The organism is Exiguobacterium sp. RIT594 (genome assembly GCF_003339585.1).
In the GTDB taxonomy this organism is placed as follows: domain Bacteria; phylum Bacillota; class Bacilli; order Exiguobacteriales; family Exiguobacteriaceae; genus Exiguobacterium_A.
The window spans coordinates 1-17,748 of sequence record NZ_QPKF01000013.1; the positions used below are offsets into that span (position 1 = coordinate 1).

19 protein-coding genes are annotated in these 17,748 nt (G+C 42.9%); 12 read left to right on the top strand and 7 right to left on the bottom strand.

Translation table 11 applies throughout. The annotated features are described in order from the left end of the window. Positions 1-197: 197 nt before the first annotated feature. A complete protein-coding gene (locus DVG79_RS15760; protein ID WP_114597521.1) occupies positions 198-1,631 on the bottom strand; it encodes a hypothetical protein in 1,434 nt (477 codons plus the stop codon). Positions 1,632-2,166: 535 nt separating this feature from the next. On the opposite strand from DVG79_RS15760, the gene DVG79_RS15765 reads away from it, so the two are divergent. From DVG79_RS15765 to DVG79_RS15775, 3 genes are all read left to right on the top strand, one after another. After that, positions 2,167-2,979, top strand: coding sequence for a ParA family protein (locus tag DVG79_RS15765; RefSeq protein ID WP_050678792.1), 813 nt, complete (start codon positions 2,167-2,169; stop codon positions 2,977-2,979). Then, positions 2,976-3,176, top strand: a complete 201-nt coding sequence (locus DVG79_RS15770; protein WP_050678793.1) for a hypothetical protein — start codon at positions 2,976-2,978, stop codon at positions 3,174-3,176. Before DVG79_RS15765 ends, DVG79_RS15770 begins: the two co-directional genes overlap by 4 nt. Positions 3,177-3,937: 761 nt before the next feature. Further along, positions 3,938-4,231, top strand: a complete 294-nt coding sequence (locus DVG79_RS15775; protein ID WP_114597522.1) for a hypothetical protein — start codon at positions 3,938-3,940, stop codon at positions 4,229-4,231. Positions 4,232-4,927: 696 nt separating this feature from the next. Here DVG79_RS15775 and DVG79_RS16055 read toward each other — a convergent pair. Both DVG79_RS16055 and DVG79_RS15780 read right to left on the bottom strand, forming a co-directional pair. Beyond that, the gene (locus DVG79_RS16055) at positions 4,928-5,146 is read right to left on the bottom strand and encodes a hypothetical protein (RefSeq protein WP_147269826.1); all 219 of its coding nucleotides are present in this window, start codon (positions 5,144-5,146) and stop codon (positions 4,928-4,930) included. A gap of 159 nt (positions 5,147-5,305) precedes the next feature. Further along, positions 5,306-5,863 (bottom strand): hypothetical protein, encoded by a 558-nt coding sequence (locus DVG79_RS15780; protein ID WP_114597523.1) that lies wholly within the window; start codon positions 5,861-5,863, stop codon positions 5,306-5,308. A 175-nt stretch (positions 5,864-6,038) separates the two neighbouring features. Here DVG79_RS15780 and DVG79_RS16060 point away from each other — a divergent pair, with 175 nt between their 5' ends. Then, entirely contained in the window at positions 6,039-6,230 is a 192-nt protein-coding gene (locus DVG79_RS16060) for a hypothetical protein (protein WP_147269827.1), read from the top strand. Between the two features lie 686 nt (positions 6,231-6,916). On the opposite strand, the gene DVG79_RS15790 is transcribed toward DVG79_RS16060, so the two are convergent. From DVG79_RS15790 to DVG79_RS15800, 3 genes are all read right to left on the bottom strand, one after another. Continuing rightward, on the bottom strand, positions 6,917-7,135 hold the full coding sequence (locus tag DVG79_RS15790; protein ID WP_114597525.1) for a hypothetical protein: 219 nt from the start codon (positions 7,133-7,135) through the stop codon (positions 6,917-6,919). A gap of 86 nt (positions 7,136-7,221) precedes the next feature. After that, the gene (locus tag DVG79_RS15795; protein WP_114597526.1) at positions 7,222-7,806 is read right to left on the bottom strand and encodes a PBECR4 domain-containing protein; all 585 of its coding nucleotides are present in this window, start codon (positions 7,804-7,806) and stop codon (positions 7,222-7,224) included. 359 nt (positions 7,807-8,165) lie between these two features. After that, complete coding sequence (locus DVG79_RS15800; RefSeq protein WP_114597527.1) at positions 8,166-8,504, bottom strand: YolD-like family protein; 339 nt, start codon at positions 8,502-8,504, stop codon at positions 8,166-8,168. A gap of 1,265 nt (positions 8,505-9,769) precedes the next feature. On the opposite strand from DVG79_RS15800, the gene DVG79_RS15810 reads away from it, so the two are divergent. The 8 genes from DVG79_RS15810 to DVG79_RS15835 all read left to right on the top strand — a co-directional run bounded on the left by DVG79_RS15810 (position 9,770) and on the right by DVG79_RS15835 (position 15,217). Then, complete coding sequence (locus DVG79_RS15810; protein ID WP_114597529.1) at positions 9,770-10,165, top strand: hypothetical protein; 396 nt, start codon at positions 9,770-9,772, stop codon at positions 10,163-10,165. A gap of 275 nt (positions 10,166-10,440) precedes the next feature. Continuing rightward, positions 10,441-10,674, top strand: coding sequence for a hypothetical protein (locus DVG79_RS15815; RefSeq protein ID WP_114597530.1), 234 nt, complete (start codon positions 10,441-10,443; stop codon positions 10,672-10,674). Positions 10,675-10,789: 115 nt separating this feature from the next. Further along, complete coding sequence (locus DVG79_RS15820) at positions 10,790-11,143, top strand: hypothetical protein (protein ID WP_147269828.1); 354 nt, start codon at positions 10,790-10,792, stop codon at positions 11,141-11,143. A gap of 53 nt (positions 11,144-11,196) precedes the next feature. Further along, complete coding sequence (locus tag DVG79_RS15825) at positions 11,197-11,790, top strand: hypothetical protein (protein ID WP_114597532.1); 594 nt, start codon at positions 11,197-11,199, stop codon at positions 11,788-11,790. A 94-nt stretch (positions 11,791-11,884) separates the two neighbouring features. After that, positions 11,885-12,052: a hypothetical protein gene (locus DVG79_RS16135; protein ID WP_158537551.1), complete on the top strand. Its 168-nt coding sequence runs from the start codon at positions 11,885-11,887 to the stop codon at positions 12,050-12,052. A 304-nt stretch (positions 12,053-12,356) separates the two neighbouring features. Next, positions 12,357-12,653 (top strand): hypothetical protein, encoded by a 297-nt coding sequence (locus DVG79_RS15830; RefSeq protein WP_114597533.1) that lies wholly within the window; start codon positions 12,357-12,359, stop codon positions 12,651-12,653. Positions 12,654-13,654: 1,001 nt separating this feature from the next. Continuing rightward, positions 13,655-13,813: a hypothetical protein gene (locus DVG79_RS16140; protein ID WP_158537552.1), complete on the top strand. Its 159-nt coding sequence runs from the start codon at positions 13,655-13,657 to the stop codon at positions 13,811-13,813. A gap of 1,119 nt (positions 13,814-14,932) precedes the next feature. After that, positions 14,933-15,217, top strand: a complete 285-nt coding sequence (locus DVG79_RS15835; protein WP_147269829.1) for a hypothetical protein — start codon at positions 14,933-14,935, stop codon at positions 15,215-15,217. A gap of 1,138 nt (positions 15,218-16,355) precedes the next feature. Here DVG79_RS15835 and DVG79_RS15845 read toward each other — a convergent pair. Continuing rightward, a complete protein-coding gene (locus DVG79_RS15845) occupies positions 16,356-17,423 on the bottom strand; it encodes a hypothetical protein (protein WP_147269830.1) in 1,068 nt (355 codons plus the stop codon). Between the last annotated feature and the right edge of the window lie 325 nt (positions 17,424-17,748).

The following is a 17,748-nucleotide window of genomic DNA, read 5'->3' on the forward strand; positions in this document are numbered from 1 at the left end:
TTTCTTGTAAGTTTTAAAGTCCCCTTTTTCTTCATTCTGAGAATTAAAAGTATAATTAAAAAAATTAGTCCTGCTTGTATTAACGATTGCATAGTCCTCTCCTTATTGACGTTCAGTCGATACGCTACTACCCATGTACTATTGGCAATAATACGATTAGATTGAGTTGTTCTATACCTATTTTAATGTTTCTATTTTTACAGTGAAAGAACATTGCTGCGATCATCAAGTTCCCAACGTTCTAAGGGGTGGAAGTAAAGAAAGTAATAATCTCCTGAACGATGCCAGTCTTGAATAATAAAATCGAGTTCTTTAATTCGATCAAGATTCGTTTCGAGTTCCTTTAAGTTTTCTGCTTTCCGACTTTTATTGAACCGGATAGAGTGCGTGAACTGTCGCCAGTGCCGCTTCGCCGGCATCTCCTCCTTGAGTTGGAAAGAGTTGAGGCGTTCTTTTTGTAGGACGAACGACAGATGATAGGCGAACGTGCCCTTCAATCGTTCGATTTGCTCTCCGTAGATGCTTATAATCTGTTGCTTCAGCAGATCGTCATAGACCTCCTCCGAGACAGTCACAGTGATTTGCGTGTCGCGCTGGATAGCAGATGCTCCACTGATTTTGACGGACGAAAATAGACCGAAGATGGAAAGGTCACCATCCTCATTACGTACCGCGACCCGATAGTAACCTAACTTAACGAGGCGCTGCGTTGTAAGGGTATAGCTCTTCCCGCTGTCATTCCCATAAATCTTCTTGACCAACTTTGAGATAGGGAACACAATCTTTCGATTCGTTTGGAAAGTCAGATCGCGATAAGAAAGAATTTCGTTGAACGCTTCAAAATCACGTGAATCAAGATCAGGCACCTTTCCATCTAGTTCAGCAAGGAACTCGTTGCTAACGAGGACGGAGAGGTTATTTGGTACACCCTGCTTGTATTTAGGTACGACGGCTGAGTAATCATGCAAGTCTAGTGAAAGGTCCGTCAAAGTTCCTTCCCCTTGGTTAAACTTCTCGGTCGTGTTCTTCATACGATCTGCTAGACCGAAGAACGGTACGGTGATCGAGGTAGACGTCGCTACATGCGCTTTTGGTTGTGCACGTTTTAATTCCTTAGCCACTTCACCAATAACCATGAGGATATCAGTTCGCATGGTCGTTGTTCGTTGATTCTTAGTCTTTTGTCCCCAATGTGGATACGTATGGATTAAGAGATTATTATTTTCAGCCCATTCTTCTAGTTCACGTATGTGTTCTTGCATTAATTGTTCAACGCTAGCAACAGAAAACTTTCGATGGAAGCCTTCTTTCCCTGCAATATTCCAAAATTCGAGGTACATTTTGTGGAGTCCCCGCAGCTCTTTCATTGGTCCCTTGTTTTCAAGATAATTTCGAATTGCTGAGCGGACCCAGCGACGTTTTAGTTTTTTGAACGAATAGTAACGGAGCTTAGTATAAACGTCTTCTTCATTTTGATATTCATAGTATTCTTCATAAAGTTGATTGACATATGTTTCTACGTCAGCGATATCAATGGATGCAAGCTGTTCAGTGACATCATTTTCGAGCAATGTCTTCGCTGCTTGAGAAACAACGAGCTGTCTATGCTGTGTGGATGATGTAGAATCCATAATGCATCTCCTCCTTAAGTCATTGTAATTAGCATATCATGAGACATCGTTTTTAACTTAAAAAGTATAAGTTGAAAACATGTGTAGAAATGTATATGTACACATCTATATATGAGTACAAGACAGCGGAAAGTACATGAATGAAAGTGTTTAACTATACGTAAGTACATATATATGTGTGTATATGTATTTAACCATACATAAGTACATGAGTACAACCATACAGGAGAACGATAGTTTATTTTTAATTTTAGTTTTTATATAGAAGAAACTCGTTATAAAATGATTCGATCTATTGGTTATACTACACATAATTGACGTACGTTTTTCTAAGATTTAACTGATAATCCGATGGGATTATGCCTGATTTCTTTCGTAATATCTCGGTACTCTATTTTTCACCTTGCTGTCGTTCTCCTTGAACTGGTATTCTTAATAAGTAATGTGTACAACCATACAGGCTAAATACTTAATCACAGTGTATAACTCATCGTATTATGAATGAAAATATTTTTTCATAGGGAGGTTTCTTTTCATGTCGAAACAAGCCATCGTCATCAATATTTCGAACTTCAAGGGTGGATCTGGAAAGTCGACAACGACAGTCGGTGTCGCTCACGAAGTTGCAAAGATGGGGTTTAAAACTCTCGTCGTTGACTTCGATCCTCAAGCCGATGCGACAGCGTTCTTAATGCCTGATTTGAATCTAGACGAGAATATGACCGTGTTCGAAGCGTTTCAAGCGGGAGACTTGAAGCTTGCCTTATACAATGTCCGTGAAAATCTCGACTTGATTGCATCTGATTTTGACCTAGTCGGATTGCAACTGTATTTGAATAAATTCAGGGGACTCAAGGCACGTGCAAGTGTCCTTCATGCATTGATTGAACCATTACGTGAGGAGTACGATTTCATTTTCATCGATATTCCACCGACGTTATCGGATAACGCAAACAACGCGTTCGTAGCTTCAGATTTTCTCGTGATTTCTTTGCAGACACATGGTACGTCTCTCCGGGCAGCACAAAAGTTCTTACCGTATCTTGCTGAAACAATCACGTACTTCAATGAAGATCTTCAAATCGCTGGTATTCTATCTGTCATCTTCACGAAGGGGGCAAGTAGTGATACGCGAGTCATGAAACAAGCAGCGGAGCAATTTGGAGATGCAATGTTCGATTCGACAATCCTATACCGCGAGCGTATCAAGTCTTGGGGAGAACACGGTCTACTCGACGAAGATGGCGATCGCTGGGACAAAGATGCTCTTAAACAATACCGTGAGTTCGCTCTTGAACTGATCGGTCGCATTAATCAATTTAACTCTGAAGAGGAGGTTACCTCATGAGCAAACGTATGAACGAAGACTTATTGAAAAATACATCACGCACTGGTAAACGTAGTCCACTTTTACCGCAAACGACGCAACGTCATACGGTACAAGTACCAAGGGAATTACACAGACGCCTTCGTCAAATTGCTTTCGACAAAGAAATTTCAATGGCAAAAGTCATCGAAGAAGCTCTCGATAAAGCTGGACAATAAACGAAGAGCTACCGATATAGCAGCTCTTCAGATTGTAGACAAACCCTCATTTCGTAATTGAAATGAGGGTTTGTTGTATGTAATGGTGACTAAAATACGAATAAGATATAGACCCCACAGGGATCTCAAGACCAATCCGCGAGCTTTTTAAGATTCAAGGCAATGAAAGAAAATATTGCTTGAAGCGTCGTTTTTTAACTTCGCGGTAACGGGGACAACGCATACCATGCTTTTCTTTTGCGTCTGCGAAGACACGGTCAATTGTTACCTGACGTTTTCGATACAACACTCGATTCATAACGTTTTCCGAATGCTACTAAATACGATACGCATACCAAACGCAAATACAATAAAAAAATAAATTGGGTATCGCAGAAAATCTAAAAAGAGTCACAAAGAACTCGATAAAACATCAGTTTAAAATACTACTCAAGTTTCATTACATGTTTTCTAAGAAGTAAGCGATTCTGAACACAGCCATAAGAGCGAAGATTGCTCCTGCTCTTATGGCTTGTTTCTTAACGATAAGAAGCTTATTGAGCTGGCTATTTTCGGTTCATATTTTCAAAAGAGAACGGAGATAGGCAAACAATCATGATCGTGAAAGGACATCTGAAATAAAAAAATAGGAGAGATTAAAAATATAATGCTGAGATAAAAAAATAATTGAGGAGATTGTTTCAATTTCTTCATCCAACGGATGAGATGAGTTATAAGATGGCAGGACAACCTGTGATCCTAAAGGAAAGGAGGAGTAACGCATGCCTAAACTCAGATATTGGAGTGACCGAATTACTTTAGCGCAGCAACGTGATGTTGACAGTAAAATCCGTGAACTCGGAAAGCAGCTCCAACGTCGCACTGGTGACTTTAGCGCTTTGGATTTGTTTAACGAGGATATTTTTAGTTACGGTGTTTTTCTAGATTTCGACCTGACAGATGAAGAAATCGTTGCGCTGATTCAAGAACGACTACAGATTTTAACTAGAATGCGTAAGGAGTTTACATCTATCAAGTCAGAAAACGGATTTCATTACATGCTTTCTGAGAAGTAAGCGTTTCTGAACACAGCCATAAGAGCGGAGGTTTCTCTTGCTCTTATGGCTTTTCTATAGTTGTAGAACGATAAGAAGCTTATTTGGCTGGCTACCTTCGGTTCATATTTTCAAAAGAGAGCGGAGATAAGCAAACAATCATGATCGTAAAAGGACATCTAAAATAAAAAACAAAAGAGATTAAAAATATAATGCTGAGATAAAAAATAATTGAGGAGATTGTTTCAATTTCTTCATCCAACGGATGAAATGAGTTATAAGATAGCAGGACAACCTGTTATCCTAGAGAAAAGCAGGAATAAAGCATGCCTGAACTCAGATATTGGAGTGACCGGATCATACCCTATTCCAGTAAATCACTCTCTTCCGTTTTCCTCAACATATAAGAATTTATCAAACTGTACGAGATCAGTAAGTAAAGAAAGAAGTCAACGGATCGATCTCTGAATGCTCGAATAGGTGGGAATCCATGTCTTCACTATGCTTTAATAGGGATTACATACAACAAACCCTCATTTCAATTACGAATGAGGGTTTGTCTACAATCTGAAGAGCTGCCGATATGGCAGCTTTTTTTTCGTATTGCGAACGTCGAGACCTTGTCGAACGACTTTCTCGACGATCTCTTTGAAACGCTATTACTTTGCTTGATAATGGTAGCTCGTTGATTGCTACGCAATCCATAGCTATACAAAATCACGAACTCGCCATCGACCGTAAACTACTTTCCTCGTCCGGTAACGCATCATGGAACTTCTCAAAATCTTGCTTTGATTGGTACGAAATATGTCCTTCAGAATAAATCAGGAAATCCCCTTCCGGACAATAGACGGGCGGCGTCATCCGGATGATGCAGAAGTCACGTGTGAACGTGTCCTCCGCTCTCGAAAAACCATGTTGACCACGTGTCGACACCAAAGTAAAACGCTACGACCGGTCGTAGTTTGGACTGGTAGCGCATCGATTGTCTCCCTTTTCTTATAATAAAAATTGCTTACTGACAGTGTTCCCTGTGTGTACAACCATGAAAATATACTTGAGTATAACCATACGTGAGTACATATACACACGACATCACGTAAATAGTTTTACTTCGGTCGGGAATCGTTCCAGGAACAACTCATAGTTTTCCTTCGAATAAAGGTCGAGGACGATATCCGTGATTTCATCGTACTCTTCCGGAAGGTCATAGTGATGGCGGTCTTCTCGATATCCGATGGCGACGCTACCTTCTTCAATTTTCTTATCGGTCGGGTGACCGAGATACGATAGGTCGGGTAAAGACGAATCATTTTGATAGACGATGAGGCAATGCACGCTATTGTCACCGATCCAGAAGTTCTCGATGTATTTAATATCACCGGGGACTAAATACCAGAAATGCTGCCATTCACTCTTTGGGAATAATCGTTGCCCGACATGTTTTTTAATTGGTTCGATCAAGAGTTCCGCGACGGGCAACATTTTGATGTTCGACTGAGTTGTTTCATACACTTTGATCTTGTCCTGCATCTTCTTGATTTTTTTCTTCAGGCGACGGATTTCCTTGTTCGTCAGATCCATGACGACCCGTGATTGCATGTATTCGTTTTGATATTGTTCACGACCTTTTTGATTGCTCGTCTCAGGCATGCTAATATCCCCTTTACAGTTTTGACTCGTTCATCGTACCTAAAAAAATCAATTTTGGCGAGTTGTGACAGGTGTAGATTTGTATATACCGGAATGTGTACAAACACACGTGAGTATATATGCACATGTATGTTTGTATGGATTGTGAATGTTTACGTACGGGCATTCGTTTACTTTGAATGTGTTCAAAAGTAACTTGGCGCGCAGTGGTGGGACTTCTCAGATTTTCCTCCTCGTCGATCCGGAAGAAGTGATTGCGATCACTTTGCTCGGTCACTTGCTGATTGAAGTAATAGTGGAATGTCTCCCGTTCATAGACCTCGCACTTCGCGCCACAAAAATATTCGACGCCGTGACGACGGAGTAACAAGAGACCATAAGGATATTGCCGATAGAAATGGAGGTTCATATCGTACCAGTCTTCCTGATAGGTCACGACGTGTTTTTTGATGAGCCGATCAATCTTTCCTTCAAGCATCATGATATCACCTGCCAGGTTTGTTGAACTTTCTGATACGGGAATCCATCCTTCGTGAAATAAAGCAGGTGATGATCCCGTCCATACTCGACGAGCGTCCCTTCCGTACTCAGGTCGGTACTCATATCATAGATGAACTTCTGCAAGCCGAAGGACCGCTCGTGTGATATCTTGCTCGAGCGATGCGGTCGACGTGTCCCCTTTTTCTTCGAAATAGTCAAAGAAATAACAATCGGTATAGACGCCGGTCAAGAAACACTGACCCGCTGATTCATCGGCGTACGATGCGTTGAATCGATTCGATTCGTTCGTTCTGGCCGTTCGTCTTCGGATAGAAACGAAAATCCGGCATCTTCGAACTGCACCTCGAAGGTTTACTCCTCGACATCGATCACTAGAAGCGGTGCTTTCATAAGGAAACGATCGAGGAAGGCTTCTACGCTCTTTTTCATGTCATCGCTGTCAAACTGGACGCACGGCTATCATTTGTTCGTAAAGATGCTAGAGGGCGACAGGACGGACGTGAGACGGCAATTCGTAGTGTTCAAACAGGTTGATCATGCGGATGATGCGTTTCATGTGGGTTTTCCTTCCTTTGACCAATACCGCTTGGGCAGCTGCAAGTAACGCAGTGTGCCCGGTGTCATACATAGATGATATTCTTCCAACATGTAAAACAGTTCGGTTTGATCTTTCGCATAATCGAGATGATCCAGTTCTCGTACTTCAGGATGTTTATAGAACAGCTGATAACGGTATCCCTCAACAGGAGCATATGCTTTGGGTCGGCTCATGAGGATACTCCTTTTTTCGCAATTCGTAACGTGGTCGAGTGAAAGAGAACAAAAAAAGAACGATCCGAAGATCGTTCTTTCTCGTTTTATTTTTTGAACGATACGCTGTGAATTTCTTGTCCGTTCGCATCAAGAATCCGCATCGATTTGTAAGGCGCTTGAATACGATCCGCGTTCTTCGCTTTCGGCCCCTGGTCCTCGATGAACGTCATCGGGTAAAAGATGGCCGGGTCTTCGGAGTCGACGTTGCTGACTCCCAGGTAGTACACCCAGTTGTACTGGATGTCATAACAATAAAACATGACCTTGCCCGGTCCTTTTGTTCTTTCACCAATTTTCGGGCTTGCCATCAGTTCTACCATTTTACTGAAAAACATGATGCGGTACTCTTTATCTTCATACGCTTGCGGGTTCTTCTCTTTAAGCGTAGCGATCGTCAGCTCACCCGACTTGATCATGGCGATGATTTCAGAGTTTCTCCCTAGCTTGAAATTATGCAACCCGGTCAAATGAACGAACTGATTGTATTTGAAATGAATCTGAAGCGGTGAGACTTTGTTGTCAGTCTCGTAAATATAGGTCTTGTTCGCGAAATGCTGTTCGTACATTTCGAGTAGACCAAACAAAGTAACCTGATCAAAGAAGTCAGGACGTTTTTTATGTTGGTTCATCACGATTAATCCCCTTAGATTGAAATCTACAAAAAAGAGCGACCCTTGAAAAAGGGTCACTCCCGAAAATTAATCGTACGGTACGACTGGACATTCTCCAGTGAGATGCTCCTGTGTATTATTTCTCAGCTTGTCCTTTGTAATAAGCATAAAGACAAGTGTGCCCCCAGGCGGGTCCGGATAGTACCACGTATCCTTCATAAGTATATTACCCTTAATACGACTACTAAAACAAGCAAATTCGCTCATTTATTGTCCATTTTCGACAGATATATGTCGAAATCGGACATTTTCGTGGCGTGTTGGCATCGGACGACTCCGCTCGTTTCGAGGGAAATGGTCGCGTACCGGGCATATACTTAGAAGACTTTCGAGGCACCAATCAGCTGATCGAAGCGTACGATTTCTTCTTGGAAATTACTTTTTCGTAGTAAAACAGTGTCCTTTTCATAGTTGAGTTTCTCAACGTATGTGTCGAACTTATATTCGATTCCGTTGCGATGCGCGACGATACGGAGGAGTCCTCCGTTAAAGATGGCATCATTCAGTACATTTTCAATAAGTGGATCAAGGCGCTCATCGTAATTCGAGACATCCAGTTGATGTACTTCCCGGCAATACTTCTGCAGCATGGCCTTGTGTTCCGGCATTAAGAACGGTATCCATTTCAAGTTTCCGCGATCGACGTATCGTGCCATTGTGAATCACTCCTCGGGGTTTCGAAAAATAGAGAACATATGTTCCTATTTTATACCCCGGAATCATGATCCGCAATCCCGCTCTTCCTCAACGGTACCGGTTGAGAAACAGCCTGGATATCCGCGTCGCCGCCGCGTTTCCTTGTACCTTTATTATGATCGATCAACATTATGAAAACCATTTCGGTCAGAGGCTGTGAGAGGCCGTCAGCCGGCGTCTGCCCCTGTTCTTGCAACGTAGGTGCATTGTTTATGTCGATTTTTGCGCTTTTCCGCGTGAATACTGCGTTTTTTGTATGGCTTCCGAACATTTAGTCGATCGGATAGCTTGAATAAAAGGCTTCGTTAACGTAGGTATAGCGTATCACTTGGGTTTTTAGAGTAAAGAACATTTAGTGATACGACTTTGGTTTCCGTAAGCCACGAAAAAAAATCAAAAAGCGGGGAGGGAAGCGCTCCTTCTGCTAAAAGTTTTTTTGTGTGCAAAAACGTGGTCCATTCTGATTTCCTGAACCTCGAAAATAGAAGGTCATGCGACGGTAAAAGATATGGTGGCTCCGCGCCGGACGGCCGATCCGGGCTTTGCACCGATAAAACGTATGAACGCCCCGTTTCAGACACCTGAAATGATTTGTCCGATAAAGTATTCTACTACATAAATTTCCGAACGGCTGCCTCTTTCAGAAGTAAAACTTTAGTTTGCCGATTCGATGGCGATATCAAGCCATCTTGGCATCCAAAAAAGTTACTCCGCTCAGAACGTGTTCCCCATTGTACTACGGAACCACAGGGGTTAAAATAGGTGCGAAACAAAGCGCCTTTTTGAGTGTGAAACCGATATATCGCCTTTTTTCCCCCTACTATTAATAGCAGGAAGAAGGCGAAAAGGGAGACACGATGTTGAAAATATAAAACTTGACAAGGTAGACCACCGATTACATCGCGCTCTTCCGTTTCATTGTAGGGTATAAAAGTAAAACGTCCGCTACTTTGGACAAGTTTTTTTTGCGATGGACACCGCGTCATCCGCCCTGATCCATCAGAGATGACCGGACGTCCAATGGATCAATGGATCCGCTACCGGCCAGCTGAACCGGCAACGTCTCTCCAAGAACTATTTAGAGCATATATGAAAACTGTGACCGCGAACGGCTCGAAACGAGATTCACAGCGTAGGGTTTGTATGATTGTGACGGAATCGAAGAATCCCGATTATAGCAAAGTGGCTCCGCGGCTTTAACGAGACCGAAAGGGGTGCTCGCTGCTTGTTCGTCAGTCGGTCAGATGCGATTCGCATTTCGGAGCGAATACAAATGCCGGACTGGGAACCCGAAATAAAAGGCCGCCGCGTGACCAAAATGGCTTGTCACCTCGATACTTTTTCATCGAAACCATTAGAAGTTTCAAAGTCAATATACGACGCAAACTTTTTGAATATCACGCTCAGACGTTCGAGCAGTCGGGAAAAGGTGTCTGATAATGTCGCAGATGCGGACACCCTTTTCTTCCCTGTATTCTATGCCGCGCCATCCGGAATAATTCTTCCATTCGGGAAAACGAGAGGAGGTCAAAAGGAGAGTGGATTTCCTTTTGATGCATGCGTTCCTCATGTACGTCATTGTGTCATGAAATTTGAAAAGATGCGCGGTCATTCGGTGTGACGCCGAAAACGAAACGCTGGTATTGCTAGAGAAAACGACGCCGACGACGGCAATCCATTTTGCATCCTCCCTACACCCGTACTTGCAAAAAACGCGATAAATAGGACATTTGTTGATAAAGCGATGTATCGAAAAGTTAATATTGTTCGATACTCAATTTTCTCGTCGTACTTCCTGCGACGCTGGCGACACTCGGATAGACTTTGTGACCGTTCCATGATTCGTCTCGTTAACTGTGATTGGTAAGGTGAATCACACCAAAAGGAGGAATCATCATGAACAACGCGAAGCACAGCAATTGTCTGCGCGAAGCACTCAAGGCAAAACTCCGCTCCCGCGGTAAAGCCAAGATTCATCAAATCGGCAAATGGTCATGGATTTGGAAGAAACGTTGTTTCCCGCATTTCTACTGGACGCTTGGCGAGAAGAAATTCAAGTTCAACGCCCGCTACACCGACGAACCGCTCTACGGTCAACTCTGGTACGAAGGGCGAGTCGATGAATATTGAGCGCGACTTCGGTCGTGCTTTTTTTTACCCGATGAAATCCGTTGCTGCTTGCCTCGTATAATAGAAGAGACACCAACGAACGCGGTGATCATCACTGGAAATGGAGCGGATGGGAATGACGATGCAGCATAAGACACGGCAACAAAAACAGACCGCGCGCCCGATTACATTGACGGAGATCAAAGCACTGGTGAACGGAGGAAGCGGCGTCCATAACTCCCAAACGGCAGAAGACGGAATGAAGACGCTTTTGACGTACGGATTTGCGAAGCTGTCGAGTAAGAATATCAATGCGATCACGAAAATGGTGAAGTCTTTGCGAGAAGTCGGAACGGAATATAATCTCCGCGTCTTCCATACGCAATTTGCGGTGGGGAAGACTATGAGTTCAGCCTGCCTCACTTCATCGACGACCGGGATAAATAAATCAGCGACGCGGAATCGACTTCCGCGTCTTTTTCATGTGTAGATAGCGGGAGAACGGGAAAAAAAGAGAATAACTAGGTGGTGGGAGGGATCGTAGTGAAAAGTCAAGCAGTCAAAGAACCAATCATCCGCTACACCGAGTTGGAACAAAAGGGTCTCGTCGAAAAGCTGCATCAAGGAGACGATGTGCTCCGCTTGTTGCAACAGCGGGGGTTCATCTGCGTGGAAGGGAAGCTATCCGTGTTCCAATTTGCTTTGCTCGAGACGCTTGAAGCAAATGGCATCGAGTATCAACTGAAATCGTTCGGGTTTGATGATTGGCATCCGAATCCGGAAATCGAAATCAGTTTGCCGCATTTCATCGATGATCGGGTATTGTTGCCAGACGGGACACGAGGGGGACGAGAAATCCGAATGCCGCAACCGACGTATCGGACGTTCATCTATGACGAACCGTACAGTGTGGTCAAAAAAGGAAATGCATTTTTACACACGGATGAACGCGGCGTATTGACTCAAGTCCTGATGACCTGTGGTTTCGTCGCCTACCGTGGATCCGTTCCGCTGTCGTTTCTTCAACGGCTGACCCGGAATGGATTTGAGCTGGCCATGCGGAGTTATCATGAGGATGGAGTATTGTATGAGATTGAGCTCCACGGATTCATCGATGACCGCGAGCAGACAGATTGAAATGGAAGGGGCCGCGGTCTCTTCCTTTTTTTATGGCGGTTAACTGTGATTAGTATGGTGAACAAAACCAACCACACTAAAGGAGGAAATCATCATGCACGAATCAACAAAACAAGAACTAAAACGTTTGGGAGCCATCGTCACAGTCGCCACTACACTCGGAAATCTCATCACTCGCAAGGAACGCAAACAACTCGAATCCATGCAAATCAAAGACATGACCGGAAAACAATTCGCACGTCTACAACTCTTAACAAAGTAAATTGAAGTATCGCCACTGTGAGTGTAGATACAAGTTGATCTTTGAAAAGCGGATCATCTACATTGCGACGATGGTACCGACGCAAGGCGTGAAGCCTATAAAGAACAAGAAGGTAGCTTTGGATACGTTATATATGAAGAGGGCAAGGAGGAAATCTGATTCGATTCGAAAAAGGTATTCATCCATTCGGCTGGTGTCCACCGGAAAGTCACGAAACTCCGTGCCATCAATTACAACATCCCAATCTCAATTGTCCACAAGAGCGAGCATCGTCAGAGATACACCACTAGAAGGACGATACGAAATGATTTTTGAGAACTATACGCCAGATTACACCGGTGACATTTTCCGCATCAAAAACGAGTCGCGTCAGAAATATCATTTTGACATGTTCCTCATCTATAACGCGAATCGTATGTATTTCGGATTCATGAAATTCAAACGAGAGAAAGCTGACGGTTACGTCCAGTCGTTCATCGAACACGTTCTATTCTTTACGGCTTTAAACGGATCTGCAACATTCACGACAATCCGGAACTCCATGATCATGATATTAACGGGGCGTCCTCATGAAATAATTTCGTCGATTGAAATATTATAAACGAAGCGAGCTACTACTCTACAAAACAAATGCCATCGCAAAAGAACATAGAATTCCGGCGAATCAAACTGGAAAAACGTTCTTCATCATCTACAATGAGGCGTCGGCGTATCATATCTAACTTTCAATGGGATTGACTATCATGAGCGTGACGCGGATAACAATGTATCTTATGCTTTTGCTTACTACATGATAATCAATTCGAAAAAAAAGAAAGAGATGAGACCACGCGAGGAAAACGCATAACTGTAAACACATTGCCAGTCGAGCAGGTGCGCGGATAAAGTTCCGTAACCAATTTTTTTTGGGTGGTGAGCGAGGAATTGACAGCCAAGATTTTTTGAGCCGGTGACCTGTTCCCCTGACGGACGCATGTATGGACGACATCTTTATCGCCATGATTAAAGAGAAACCAAAGTATATCCGCTTCAATTTAACGTTTAGGACGAGTATAACCATACGTCCATACATGAGTACATGTATGATTACATACAAATATACTTGTGTACATAAGTACGATCATACGTAAGTACATGTACACATGAAGAAGAACGGGAGGAATCACGATGCAAGTCTCGAAAAGGCGATCGCAACACTCGTAATCGAATAGGAAATACTCTATCATACGAAGGACGTCTCGATAGGGAAACCACAGTTCGAAGTTTGGGAAATAGATGATGAAAACATCGCCAAGTTGAATGCTTCAAACGATGCGGACTGGAACGATTTTAATAGATGGTACCGGATCGCGAAGTGAGATACGGCAGGGGTCAGAACTCTATAGTGTCGATGGGCGCGATCGATGTATGGATATCTGACCAGCGCTAAGTTCACGGTATCGTCGTCGGCAAGGCTTTCCTTCGAATTTTTTCGCCTATCTCGTCCTGGCGGAAAACATATTTATCGAGGATGATATCGCGACGACAGTGAGCGCACTCGCTGAAGTAAATGATCTACTTTAGCAAACTTCATGAATAAGTATTACGGTTAAGGAGAGAGATATGAGCAAACTATCAGCCGGACAAGATAGGCCACTCAAGACTTCTGTCGAAAATGCGCAGGCGACATTCGGAGAAGAAAGTCCAGCCGACCGGTTGTGGGTCTATCTCGGTTCGACGTGGAAATATCTTTCCGAGGACTTGCCCCACCATCTCCCGTGAAGTCCACCGAAATCGCGAAATATTTTTATTTCATATACCGCTAGCATTTTTTGATAAGAACAATGGTAAACAGATGTATCTCTTTCCAAATCGCAGCCACATTGTCCGTACTTGAAGCTCTGCATGTATTATGGTGAACGATCTTGATACCGTTCTTGTTGCAGTGGAGAAATTAGAATTTACGCACAGCGTATTCAAGCCCATGTAAAACAAAGAGAGCGCTAGCCCAAAAGAGTGCCTCACGCATTTTTATAGGCGACAGATGAGTTTTTCCGGCATAAACGATCACCCCTACTCCGCTTGCAAACCGTTCAGGATAATTTTGATGTATTGCGGGAAATGTTCCGCTTTTTGTGCCATATATGATGCGAACATCATGCCGTTTGCACCATGCTTCAGACCCATCGGCTTCGTTTATGTAGAAAACAAGCCCCTTTCCGAACTCATTTTGTGGGTTGACCTCGAGTAATTATGGATCAAGCTTCATCTCGGCACACATATGATACTACACAATCATCTTCAATGATTTCCCCTTTTGTGAGAAATTAATCGAATATATCCAAATTCCCCATTCGAATACCTCTTTTTGTGATTTCGCTCTCAGTTGCATCGAGATCCTTTCTAACGACTAACCACCCGACTCAGTGCAAATGAACGGGAATCCGACTTTTTTCCTGTTTTCATTGTAAATACCGATGACAGATAGATTCTTCTTTGACTTTTAGGTTTTAGACTTTTTTCACATCTTTGCGTGAAATGATAATTTCACGACATTTTGTTATTGCTATTGAGCCATTTATATTCTTCATTATCCAAATACTTAGATGCGAACGCACTCTCACCTAATTATGTAGTTCACATAATTTTTTTATTTTGAATTAAGTACTTGAAATAAAATAAAAGTTTCTGATTCCCACTGATTTGATTGCGTGTAATCACTCAGTTGCATTACCTGATTTAATCTATACGAAAACACGTCTGAAATCGACACATCAATACGTTTACGAAGAGGAAAAAATTGATTATTTAACGTGGTGAAGGAGGAAATACACTGTGTAATTGGAAAATTAATTGTCATTATTCAGGTTATTATGAAGCGCTTATGATGTGATTATTAGGGTGACACAACACCACTCAACAACCGACGAAATGTTCGTCCTCATCATGAACGTTCACGTCTATCAAGAAGAACTCGACCAGCTGCTCGCGGACAAGGAATACGTCCGTCTGGTTCCCGTAGACGATCTGGAAAGGGCAAGTCGCATGAAGCAGATCGACAGTCGGATCGCGGAACTGAACAAAAGCATCGAGAAGTCGGAGAACACGATTAACGGGTATCAGCATCATCTCCCGCAACTCAAGAAGATGCTCCAGCCATCGAGCGACGAGAGAACATTACACTAGCGCCTTGAGTGCTTTTTCTTTGCTTAAAATATAAGTACATATTTTGATATATTTTGTACTTATGTGTTGATGTATGGTTGTACATGCCCTACCGTACTCATGCCCTCGAATAGGGGGAAACATGATATATGATGAATATCGTTCTCCCACTTTTCTTCAGGATCTCATCACCTTCGATCTTCCCGTCATCATTCATACCTTCAGCAAGTAAAACAGTCTCGTCAATCATCCGAAGTCGCTCTTCGAGCAGCGATTGATCTATGCGAAATGCTTGTCATACGCCCTGACGGAGATCGAGGCACTGCTGATCTCCGAAGCACAAAATGCGATGTCGAAGTACATGGTCTCGAACCGGAGCTCACGCAAGCGATGGTCCACGTCCTGCACATGCACGAACGATTCTATAAACTGTTTGCCCGTCAAATCGCTTGTTTCAGCTCGATCAGGAGCCTGAACCTGCTGTACTTATTGCATATCTACACACGTGTATATAAGTACATATATGGTTGTATACAACTTAAACATTGGCAATTCTTTTTTTGTCCGCATATAACTGTGGTTAGTAGGGTGAAGGAAGGTAGCTCAATCGGTTAGATTACTCCCATGGAACCATTCGAACTCGAAGAAGAACAACACCAACAAGTTGATACTCGCCTTACTATTAATATCGTCAACAAATCCGAATTTGGAGAATACTCGTTACGGGAACACGCCGTTAAACACGAGCACGATTTCAATCCAGCACGCAGTCTCTTTGAAGGCCAACGAACATCTCGTATCTTATGAGAAATAACCCGGTCGTCACATACCGAATTTTCTTGTTTCCATCCGAAATAAGATATATTTTCCCAACGTACCAACTGGAAATTGTTATCGTACACTGAAGCCAACTTTCATACCCATTAGAAGGGCTGGTCGATTGAACAAGAAAAAGAAAACGAGTGCCGCGTCGGCAAGAACGGAGTGCCGCACGATTGCTTGAAGTCATCATCGACATGAACTACTGCAAGGATAAAATCTCCCGGCTCTTTCAAGCTGTCACGCATCGCTAGAAAACGCCCTCCATCGCGGAGGGCGTTCTCTTATTTCTTTTTTGCTAACTGTGATTGTCACGTTACAATCAGCGCTGTTCGCCTAGTCATCTTTTAGTCGGTTTAGTACTTCCATCTATCGTTTCCTCCCCCGTTGATAACGTGGATAGCGGTCGATCAAATATCGTTTGGATGTTGAAGTGACAGCGCATTGCAAGCTCCGAATAATGGTCTGGTCGATCTTCTTTACCTACATAAACTAAATCGACATTGTCTGAACAAGTGATCTCGAATTCCTTTACCCGTGACGATCCATTGAAATCATTCAAGTGTTCAAGTATCGCATCTACATATTCAATACGAATTCGCAAACGAGGAGTTGGCGTTTTCCACTTTTCCACGTCACTATCTGAACCCTCAATTAATTGCTTTTCTTCGCTCATCACCATGAGTCGTTCTAAAAAGAATTGTTGCGCTAAGGCTAGGTAAGTCCAGGGTAAATCAAACGTAATTTGTTCTCCATTTTTCAGTGCTCCGACTCTTGAGAGACCGTCGGATTGCGCATGTCTTGTCCTTTTAAACATAAGCTTTTCTTCTCGTGCTACGTCGCCTGGTGTGCCCTGAAAAGCGAGGCTTCTGATACCATCCAACTCGACAAACTTCACTTCTAAACCATAGGCCGGAAAAATGTCTTTTACTCTCGACAACTCCTGTAAAGTGTAGGATGGTTTGATGATTTCGCTTGTGTAAAAACTAAAACGATCATACTCTTCAGCATTGCTAAAATCCCAACTAAGGTCTACCGTTGTCGCTATTCCTACCCCTTCGTTTGAGAGAATAATCGTACTATAATCCCATTTTGATGTATGGTCATCTGGATCGATTGAATTTGAAGGAATGAATGGTATGATCAACGGAATACACATTTGGGATTTCTGCAAGTTGAGTATCGGTCCTCTTTCGCTTCGGAATCGTTCCCTTGCATACATCGAATCTTGAAGAGCGAGTTGCAATGCATCGCGCGCAATTTCAGCTGACAATTTTGAATCTTCTCTGGCTTGCTGCGCGATTTCCGTGGATCTTTCTGTCGCATCAGCGGATCTACTGGAGTCTTTCTGTGCGGCTTCTGAAATGTCGGCTGCTCGCATGCTTATGTATAAGGCGATCGCTGCCATAGAAGCTCCAGCCGCACCGTAGATGATTTCAAACTTATCTGGGTATCGAATCAAGAGTACAATTGCGGATATCACGATTATAAACAAAATCGCTACCAATGTGATAGTTCTCGAACGGTTTCCGGTCAATCATAACACCTCTATTTTTTTTATCAATCATATCAACTGACCACTTACCATCAACCTAAATCGTGAGATATAAAAGAGTTAGTTATAGTTTTATGGCAAAAAAATAATTCATTCTATTTAGAGCAAGACTACTAACTCTTACTTTATCTAGTATGGTAATACCATATTAGATAAAATAAGAGTTAATCAATTTATT

Coding starts and splice junctions, on each gene's coding strand:
- DVG79_RS15830 (WP_114597533.1), top strand. CDS start 12,357: ATGATTTTTGAGAACTATACGCCAGATTACACCGGTGACATTTTCCGC.
- DVG79_RS15800 (WP_114597527.1), bottom strand. CDS start 8,504: ATGGCACGATACGTCGATCGCGGAAACTTGAAATGGATACCGTTCTTA.
- DVG79_RS15760 (WP_114597521.1), bottom strand. CDS start 1,631: ATGGATTCTACATCATCCACACAGCATAGACAGCTCGTTGTTTCTCAA.
- DVG79_RS15845 (WP_147269830.1), bottom strand. CDS start 17,423: ATGGCAGCGATCGCCTTATACATAAGCATGCGAGCAGCCGACATTTCA.
- DVG79_RS16135 (WP_158537551.1), top strand. CDS start 11,885: ATGCACGAATCAACAAAACAAGAACTAAAACGTTTGGGAGCCATCGTC.
- DVG79_RS15770 (WP_050678793.1), top strand. CDS start 2,976: ATGAGCAAACGTATGAACGAAGACTTATTGAAAAATACATCACGCACT.
- DVG79_RS15780 (WP_114597523.1), bottom strand. CDS start 5,863: ATGCCTGAGACGAGCAATCAAAAAGGTCGTGAACAATATCAAAACGAA.
- DVG79_RS15815 (WP_114597530.1), top strand. CDS start 10,441: ATGAACAACGCGAAGCACAGCAATTGTCTGCGCGAAGCACTCAAGGCA.
- DVG79_RS15795 (WP_114597526.1), bottom strand. CDS start 7,806: ATGAACCAACATAAAAAACGTCCTGACTTCTTTGATCAGGTTACTTTG.
- DVG79_RS15765 (WP_050678792.1), top strand. CDS start 2,167: ATGTCGAAACAAGCCATCGTCATCAATATTTCGAACTTCAAGGGTGGA.
- DVG79_RS15820 (WP_147269828.1), top strand. CDS start 10,790: ATGACGATGCAGCATAAGACACGGCAACAAAAACAGACCGCGCGCCCG.
- DVG79_RS15790 (WP_114597525.1), bottom strand. CDS start 7,135: ATGAGCCGACCCAAAGCATATGCTCCTGTTGAGGGATACCGTTATCAG.
- DVG79_RS16140 (WP_158537552.1), top strand. CDS start 13,655: ATGAGCAAACTATCAGCCGGACAAGATAGGCCACTCAAGACTTCTGTC.
- DVG79_RS15775 (WP_114597522.1), top strand. CDS start 3,938: ATGCCTAAACTCAGATATTGGAGTGACCGAATTACTTTAGCGCAGCAA.